We start from the raw sequence: 8,663 nt of genomic DNA, 5'->3' as shown, positions 1-8,663 counted from the left end.
GCGCCGGCCGGAGGACCGTCCTCCTCAACACGGGAGAGGGGACCGTCGTCCAGAAAGGCCGCCGACCCGACCCGCCGACGCCGCTGCTCCGCCCGCCCGCCGTTATCGACCACCGGGCCATTTATCAGCGCCTGCCTCTGGAATTCCGGTTTGCCGGGGTTCCCGGGGCCGTCGGCTACCGGATGATCCTGGCCGCCGACGAGGCGTTCAAGAATGTCGTCGCGGAGCAGGTGGTCCGGCCGGACGCGCCGGCGCGCATCGCCCACGTGGATGACGGCATCTACCACATGCAGGTCCAGAGCATCAGCGCTTCAGGCCTGGAGGGGCTGCCGTCCGCGGCCGTCCCGGTCCGGGTGCGGGTCAACCCCGTGCCGCCGTTTATGAGCGAACCGGCGAGCGGCCGGGAATATAGAACCGCGACACTGGGGTTCGACTGGCTCAAGGTTCCCGATGCCGCCGGGTACGAACTCCAGATTGCGACGGACAGGGATTTCAAAAGCGTCGCACATCACCGGGAAGACATCACGGAGACGCCCTACGAGGTGTCGGATCTGCCGTTTTCTTCCTACTTTTTCAGGATTCGATCCATCGCGCCGGATGGATACCGGGGCGCATGGTCCGACGGGGCGCCCTTTACCCTCACCCCCCCGCCGCCGGCCCCGCCGACCGAGCCGGCCGAAATGGGAAAAAACAGCATCACCATTCGCTGGGCAGACCAGGGCCCGGCCATGACCTACCATTTTCAGATGGCGGAAGATGCAGATTTTACCCGCATGCTCCTGGATGAACGGCTGGCATCCACCGAGATCACCGTGGCCCGGCCCAAGTCCGCCGGGACCTATTATATCCGCGTCAGCGGAATCGATGCCGACGGATTTGAAGGACGATTTTCCCCCGTGCAAACCTTCGATCTAAAAGACCCGAAAGCGATGTGGGCCCTCGCCCTGACCATCGGAACCATATTGATCATTCTGATCCCCTGACCCGCGGGCGGATCCGGCGTACGATGGATGGCCATGTTCAAACGTAAAACCGATTGGTGGGTATTTCCGGCGGTTTGCCTGGCTCTTGGGGCCACGCTGTCCATGGAATACCTGGGCGGGTTCGGCGGGCTCGACCGTTACGTATACGATCTTTTTTTCAGGATAAGGGGCGAAAGACCCGCCGATTCGCGGATCGTTGTCGTCGCCATCGATGAAAAAACGCTGCGGAAACTGGGGGCCTGGCCGATCAAACGGGGGTATTACGCCGACCTCATCGACCGGGTGCGGCAGGCGGACGCCGTCGGACTGAATGTCATCCTCGCCGAAGCCTCCGATGAAGACGCCCGGCTCAAGGCGGCCCAGCAGCCAGGGTGTCCGGTATTCCTTCCGGTCTACATCGACCGCGAGGCCGGCATCGTCAATCCCGACCCCGGCCTGGCCGGTTTTCCCACCGGGCACATTCATGTCGACCGGGACATCGACGGTGTGATCCGGAATGTTTTCCATACCCTCTACCATGACCGAAAGCAGATGCCGTCCTTTGCCGCCGCCCTTTATAACGCCCTGCCCGGCCGGGAGTTCCGCCACACCGGGAGGCCCGTGGCCGAGGCGGCCTGGCGGATCTCCTCCCGCATCCAACAGGTCGACCCCATGGCGATCAATTTTTACGGCGACGGCGGCACCTTTCAGCGGCTTTCTTTCAGCGACGTCATCGACGGCCGGTGGGCGCCGTCGTTTTTTCAGAACCGGGTGGTCCTGGTCGGACCCACGGCAGCCGGACTGGAGAATGAATTTCTGACCCCGTTTTCCAATGACAGGAACCTTCTTCCGGCCGTCATACTCCATGCCAACATCCTGAACAACCTTTTGGACGGCAGCTTTATCCAGCCCGTCGGCAGTCTGGCCACCGCTTTCTGGGGGCTTCTCCCGTCGGCGCTCGGCTTTCTGATTTTTCTGCGCTTCGGCGTCGCCCGGACCACCTTGATATGGATCGGCAGCCTGTCGGCATGGATGATTTTGGGGTTTTCACTGTTTTCCATCAAGAATGTCTGGCTGCCGCCGGGGGCCGTCGCAGCCGAGCTGACCGTCACCTTTCTGGCAGCGTATATCGTCAAGCTCAGGCAGATGCGGCAGATGCTCGAAACGGCCAAGATCGACTGGGAGAAATCCTTTGACACCATCGATGACGGCATCGTCATCTTCAGCAGGGATTGCCGGATGCTCCGCGTCAACCGGGCGGCCGAGACCTATCTGGAAACACCGCTCGTGGAGATCCTGAAACAGCGGTGCATGGCCGTGGTCCGGGGCGCTTCGGGCCAGGGGAAGAAGGGCGGAAGGGCGGCTCCGGCCATTGGCGAGATGGGCGTCTTCGAGGAGATCCATGAACCTGAAACGGATCGGCATTTTGAAATCAGGTCCCTGGTCTGCACCGATCGATCCGGGCGCCTCGACCGGGTGGTCCAGGTCACGAGGGATATCACCTACCGTAAAAGTTTTGAAAAAAAACAGCGCATCCTGCAGGCGAGGCTTGCCCAGGCCCAAAAAATGGAGGCCATCGGCACCCTGGCGGGCGGCATCGCCCACGACTTCAACAATATTCTCGCGGCCATCGTGGGATACACCCAGCTCGCCGCAACCGGCCTCCCGGCCGACAGCAGCGCCCAGCCCAAGCTCGATCAGGTATTGAAGGCGAGCCGCCGGGCAGGCGACCTGATCTATCAGATCCTGGCCTTCAGCCGCGGCGCCAGGCAGGCCCCCCAGACCCTGCAAATGGGGCTCATCGTCAAGGAGGCCGTAAAGCTGCTCCGCTCGACCGTCCCCGCCACCATCGAAATCCAGCAGAACATTCAATCCCGGGGAGTGATCTCCGCCGACCCGACGCAGATTCATCAGATCGTCATGAACCTTTGCACCAATGCCTTTCATGCCATGCGGAAAACCGGGGGCACCCTGGGGATCTCTCTGGACGAGACGACGGTCGGCGAGGCATCGGGGCCGGACGAACCCGAGCATGAACCGGGGGAATACCTGAGATTGACCGTAAGCGATACGGGGCACGGCATTCCCGAAGACCTCTGCAGCCGGATCTTCGAACCTTACTTCACCACCAAGACCCAGGGGGACGGCACCGGCCTGGGGCTGGCGACGGTCCACGGCATCGTCAAGAACCACAACGGCTGGATCGAGGTGGAGAGCGCACCGGGAAAAGGAAGCACCTTTCACATCTATTTCCCAAGATGCCGTCACGTCAGCCACCATAAAGATCTTGCCTGAACCGGTGGAATTCGCTATGAATTGCCCCGAACCAGAGGACAATCGCAACAGCCATGAAATATGCGGAAGAATATCGGGACCCGGAGATCGCCAGGCGCCTGATCGCCGGGATCCGCCAGGAGAGCCGGAAGCGCGTTCGACTGATGGAGGTCTGCGGCACCCACACCATGACCATTTTCAGGAGCGGCATCCGGTCGGTGCTGCCGGAAACGATCTACCTGCTCTCCGGCCCCGGATGCCCGGTATGCGTGACCGATCAGAGCGAAATCGACGCCTTCATCGAGATCGCCCGGACCGGGGGCGTGACGACGGCAACCTTCGGCGACCTGATCCGGGTGCCCGGAACCGGGTCGTCCCTGGAGCGGGAACGGGCCGCCGGCGCCGATGTCCGGGTGGTCTACTCCGCCCTCGACGCCCTGGCGATGGCCCGGAAGCACCCGGACCGCCGGGTCGTCTTCCTGGGGGTCGGCTTCGAAACCACGGCCCCGACCATCGCCGCCGCCGTTTCGGCGGCGCGGGACGGGGGGCTCTCCAACTTCTCCGTATTCTCTTCCCATAAGCGGGTCATGCCGGCCCTTGCCTCCCTCATGGAAATGGACATCCGCATCGACGGGTTCCTCCTGCCGGGCCACGTCTCCCTGGTGATCGGGGCGGAGGCCTACCGCCCCCTCTTCGATCGTCACCGGTGCCCCATGGTCATTGCCGGGTTCGAGCCCGGCGATGTCCTGGCCGCAATCCACCGGCTGGTCCGGCAGATCGAAAGCGGTCGACCGGACCTGGAGAATGCCTATCCCCGCGCCGTAACGGCCGGGGGAAACCGGAAAGCCCAGGCCCTCATGGCGTCGGTGTTTACCCCGGCGGACGCCGTCTGGCGGGGGATGGGGCGGATTCCCGAAAGCGGTCTGGCGCTCCGGGACGGCTTTGAGGCATTTGACGCCCGCAGGATCTTCGGAATCACGCTGAAGGATGCCCCGGCGCCCGCGGGGTGCCTGTGCGGGGAGGTGATCACCGGCCGGAGCACGCCGCCCGAGTGCCGCCTGTTCCGAAAGGCCTGCACCCCGGCCCACCCGGTCGGCCCGTGCATGGTCTCCAGCGAAGGGACCTGCGCGGCCTACTATCGATACCATCCGGAAACCGGTGACACCGGGAAAGACCGTTCATGAAACAGGACACGATCACCCTGGACCACGGCAGCGGCGGGAAGATGTCCCGCCGGCTCATCGCGGAGGCCGTCCTCCCCGCCTTCGACGATCCCGCGCTCCGGTGCCTCGACGACGGGGCCGTCCTGGCCGTGGCGGAGGGCCGGATCGCCTTTTCCACCGACACCTTCGTGGTCGATCCCATTTTTTTCCCCGGCGGCAATATCGGGGACCTGGCCGTCAACGGCACCGTGAACGACCTGGCCATGTGCGGCGCGGTCCCCCGGTATCTCAGCGTCGCCATGATCATAGAGGAAGGGTTTCCCCGGAGCGACCTCGACCGGATCCTCCAGACCATGCGGCGAGCCGCCCGGGCGGCCTGCGTCCGGATCGTCACGGGCGATACCAAGGTGGTGCCCAGGGGCGCGGCCGACAAGATCTTCATCAACACCGCGGGGATCGGCGTCGTGCCTGCGGGAGTTCACGTTTTCGGCGCAAACGCACGCGTCGGAGACCGGGTCCTGCTGAGCGGGACCATGGCCGACCACGGCATGACCATTCTGACGCAGCGGGAGGGCCTCCGGTTCGATTCGCCCCTGGAAAGCGATACCGCCCCGCTGAACCACCTGGCGGCAAGGATGATAGAAGGATTCGGCCCGGCGATCCATGTGCTTCGGGACCCCACCCGGGGCGGCGTGGGAACGGCCCTCAACGAGATCGCCCTCTCCTCCGGGGTGGGGATCGCCATCCACGAGGACCGGCTGCCTGTGCGCGCCTCGGTTGCAGGCGTCTGCGAATTGCTGGGGTTCGATCCCCTGTACGTGGCCAACGAGGGAAAACTCGTCGCCGTTGTTGCGCCGGAGGCCGCCCGGGAGGTGCTCGCCCTGATGCACGCCGACCCCCTGGGAAAGGATGCCTGCATCATCGGCGAGGTGGTTTCGGCGGGCCCGGCCCCGGTGGTCATGGAGACCCGGATCGGCGGAACCCGCATCGTGGATATGCTGACGGGCGAGCAGCTCCCCCGGATCTGCTGAAGATGACCCATTGAATCATGACGGTTTTGTAAAAAGGCCGATATCTGCTTTACGCTTCATCCCTCGGGATTCGCAAGCCGTATCTCGACCTTTTTACAAAACCGTCTGAAAATCGACTTTTTGCGAATCCGTCAATCATGGGATCTGAAACCACTCGGAATAGAATACTTTTTTTAGAATCAATCGTTGTCTTACAACAGCCTAAGGCTGGAAAGAATCGGGAGCAATCAACCATGGGTGCCCTTTTGTCGGATCTTGCGGTGTTTCTCTATTTTGGCGCGGCCGCGGCCCTGATGCTTTACGGGCTCAACTGCTATGTGATGATCTTTCTCTTCAACCGCGGCCGGACGGGGGCCGCGGATGCAAGGCGGAGGATTCTGGACGCCGCGGGAGACATCGAACTGCGGGAGGATCTGCCCGTCGTGACGACCCAGATCGCCGTGTACAACGAGGTGAACGTGGCCGAACGGGCCATCCGGGCCGCCTGCCGGATGCGGTATCCACGAGACCGCCACGAGATCCAGGTGCTTGACGACTCCACCGACGAGACCTGCGCCATCGTCGACCGGACGGCCGATCTCCTGCGGGCCGAGGGCCATGACGTCCGGGTGCTCCGGCGGAAGGAGCGGACCGGGTTCAAGGCCGGGGCATTGGCCGCCGGGCTGGATGTCGCGAAGGGGTCTCTCGCGGCCGTGTTCGACGCCGACTTCGTCCCCTCCGAGGAGTATCTCCTCAGGACCGTCCCGTTTTTCCTGGCCGATGACCGGCTGGCGCTGGTCCAGGCCCGGTGGGGGCACCTCAACCGGACCCGGTCCCTCTTGACCCGGGCCCAGTCCATCGGCATCGACGGCCATTTCATGGTCGAACAGGCGGCCCGGAACTGGAACGGCCTTTACATGAACTTCAACGGGACGGCGGGCATCTGGCGGCGGACGGCCATCGCCGACGGCGGCGGATGGGCCTGGGACACCCTGACCGAGGACATGGACCTCTCCTACCGGGTCCAGTTCGCCGGATGGCGGACCCTCTTTCTGCCGGACCTGGTGGTGCCGGCGGAGATCCCCGAAGACGTCGACGCCTTCAAGGGCCAGCAGTTCCGCTGGGCCAAGGGCTCCATCCAGACCGCCGTGAAGCTTCTGCCCCGCCTCGTACGGCAGCCGGTGTCCCTGTTCAAGAAGCTCCAGGCCTTTTTTCACATGACCCATTACCTGGTGCATCCCATGATGCTCCTCATGGCGATTCTGGCCCTCCCCGTCCTCCAGGTGCTCAACATGAACTTTGGTCCCCTGATCTTCGGGGCCGTCGCATGCGCCCTGCTGCTCTCCATGACGGCGCCCAGCGCCCTTTACCTGGTGAGCCAGCGGGCGGCCTACCGGGACTGGCCCCGCCGGGTGCTGTTCATGCCCTTCCTGGTCGTTCTGGGCGTGGGCATCGCCATCTCCAATACGCGGGCGGTCGTCGAGGCCCTGGCCGGGCGCGAGAGCCCCTTCATCCGAACGCCCAAGCGGGGCGACCGGGAGATCAAGCGGTACCGCACCTCCCTGCCGGGGCTCGCGTTCGCGGAAATCCTCATGGGGGGATACTGCATGCTTTCCCTCCAGGTGTATCTCGACGCCGGCAAATACCTGATCGGCCCGTTCCTGGCCGTGTATGCCATGGGGTTTCTCTTTATCGGTATTCTGACGATCGTCCAGCGTCTGGGCTGGGAGGGGTGATCCGGAGCCAGGCGGCCCCGGAGGCGCCTGCAGCCGGCTGGGGCCCCTATGCCGCGGCGGCCCTCCTGTCGATCCTGCTCTGCCTCGCGGGCGGCAGGCTCGGGGATATCGGCGCGGCGTCCCTGGACTTCCCCGGATGGACCCTGCCTGCCGGCCGCGCCATCCTCCTTTTCGCCGCCATGTGGGCCGCCGGCCTGGCCATGCTTCTGCTCTTTCCAAGGGGGCTCACGCGGCGGCGGCGCCTACTCGCAATCCTCGTCCCGGCCCTGCTCTGCAGGCTGTTTCTGCTGCCGTTAGCACCCTCGGACGACCTGAACCGGTACCTCTGGGAAGGACGCGTCGTCCAGAAGGGCGTCAACCCCTACCTTCATCCGCCCGATGATCCGGCCCTGTCGGCCCTGGCCCGGCAGGACCCGCTTCACGGGGGGATCAACCACCCGGACATCCCCGCCGTCTATCCGCCGCTCATGCTTCTGGGCTTTTCCGGCCTGGCCCGCCTGGGCGCCACCCCCATGGCGGTCAAATCCGTCATGACCCTCTTCGACCTGGGCACCCTGGTCCTGGTGATCCGCCTCCTGTCTCACCGGGGGCTGGACGAGCGGTGGGCCGCCCTCCATGCCTTCAACCCGGTGGTGCTCTATGCCTTTGCCGGGCAGGGGCACCTGGACGCGGTCCAGAACTTTTTTCTCCTTTCCGCCATCTGCCTCTACGATCAAAAACGGTGGGGATGGATGTTTGCTGCGGCAGGTCTTGCGGTCCAGACGAAATATGCGGCGGTGCTGACCCTGCCGTTCCTGGTCAACCGGGAGAACCTGGGCCGGCTGTGGGCGGTCCTTCCGGCCGCAGGACTCCCCTTTCTGCCGTTTCTGGGAGAGACCCCGGGCCGGATGTTCACCGCCCTCGCGGCCTTCGGCACACAGTTCGCGTTCAACGGGTCGGTCCACGGACTCCTGCGGTGGACCCTGGGGGGCATCGCGCCCGCCACCGCGGCCTGCCAGGCGATGGCCGCCGCCGCCATGATTTTCGGATACCTCCGGCTCCATCCCCGGCGAGCCCCCCGGTGCTTCGATGATCCGGTGTCGGGGTGCTTTTTCGCCCTGGGGGCGGTGCTGCTATTTTCCCCGACCGTCCATTTCTGGTACGTCGCCTGGATCGTCCCCTTTCTCGCCCTGCGGCCCACGGCGTCGTGGATGGTCCTGTGCCTCACCATCGGCTTCGGTTTCACGGCCGACGGCATGTTTCATCTTACCGGACGGTGGCACCTGCCGGCCTGGGCCGGCCCGGCTTCGTGGCTGCCCTTCTGGGCGCTTTTCGCGCGGGACATCCGACTTTTCTTCCTGCGCCGCAACACCCCTCTCGATCCCTCTCCGCCGGCTTCGGTCTCCGTGGTGATCCCCGCCAGGAATGAAGGCCCGGGGGTGGCGGCCTGCGTGAGCGCCGTCCTCCGGGACCGGCGGGTCGCGGAGGCGATCGTGGTGGACGGCGGCTCGGCGGACGATACGGCCGTGCAGGCCGAAC

The 8,663-nt window shown here is 64.8% G+C and carries 5 protein-coding genes and 1 pseudogene; all 6 read left to right on the top strand.

The features are described 5' to 3' along the window. Window positions 1-983: pseudogene (locus tag ACEW8N_RS07535) on the top strand (hypothetical protein); the annotation flags it as partial. Window positions 984-1,016: 33 nt separating this feature from the next. Further along, on the top strand, window positions 1,017-3,257 hold the full coding sequence (locus tag ACEW8N_RS07530) for a CHASE2 domain-containing protein (RefSeq protein ID WP_373499188.1): 2,241 nt from the start codon (window positions 1,017-1,019) through the stop codon (window positions 3,255-3,257). Window positions 3,258-3,310: 53 nt separating this feature from the next. Beyond that, a complete protein-coding gene (gene hypD / locus ACEW8N_RS07525) occupies window positions 3,311-4,420 on the top strand; it encodes a hydrogenase formation protein HypD (RefSeq protein ID WP_373499187.1) in 1,110 nt (369 codons plus the stop codon). Then, window positions 4,417-5,430: a hydrogenase expression/formation protein HypE gene (hypE, locus tag ACEW8N_RS07520; RefSeq protein ID WP_373499186.1), complete on the top strand. Its 1,014-nt coding sequence runs from the start codon at window positions 4,417-4,419 to the stop codon at window positions 5,428-5,430. Before hypD ends, hypE begins: the two co-directional genes overlap by 4 nt. Before the next feature lie 233 nt (window positions 5,431-5,663). Beyond that, window positions 5,664-7,145, top strand: a complete 1,482-nt coding sequence (locus ACEW8N_RS07515; protein WP_373499185.1) for a glycosyltransferase — start codon at window positions 5,664-5,666, stop codon at window positions 7,143-7,145. Beyond that, window positions 7,142-8,663 (top strand): glycosyltransferase (locus ACEW8N_RS07510; RefSeq protein WP_373499184.1); only part of this gene is annotated, 1,522 nt, incomplete at its 3' end. The genes ACEW8N_RS07515 and ACEW8N_RS07510, both read left to right, overlap by 4 nt.

Source organism: Desulfococcus sp., assembly GCF_041737845.1.
Lineage (GTDB): Bacteria > Desulfobacterota > Desulfobacteria > Desulfobacterales > Desulfococcaceae > Desulfococcus.
This window is presented reverse-complemented; position numbering and strand designations above follow the sequence as displayed.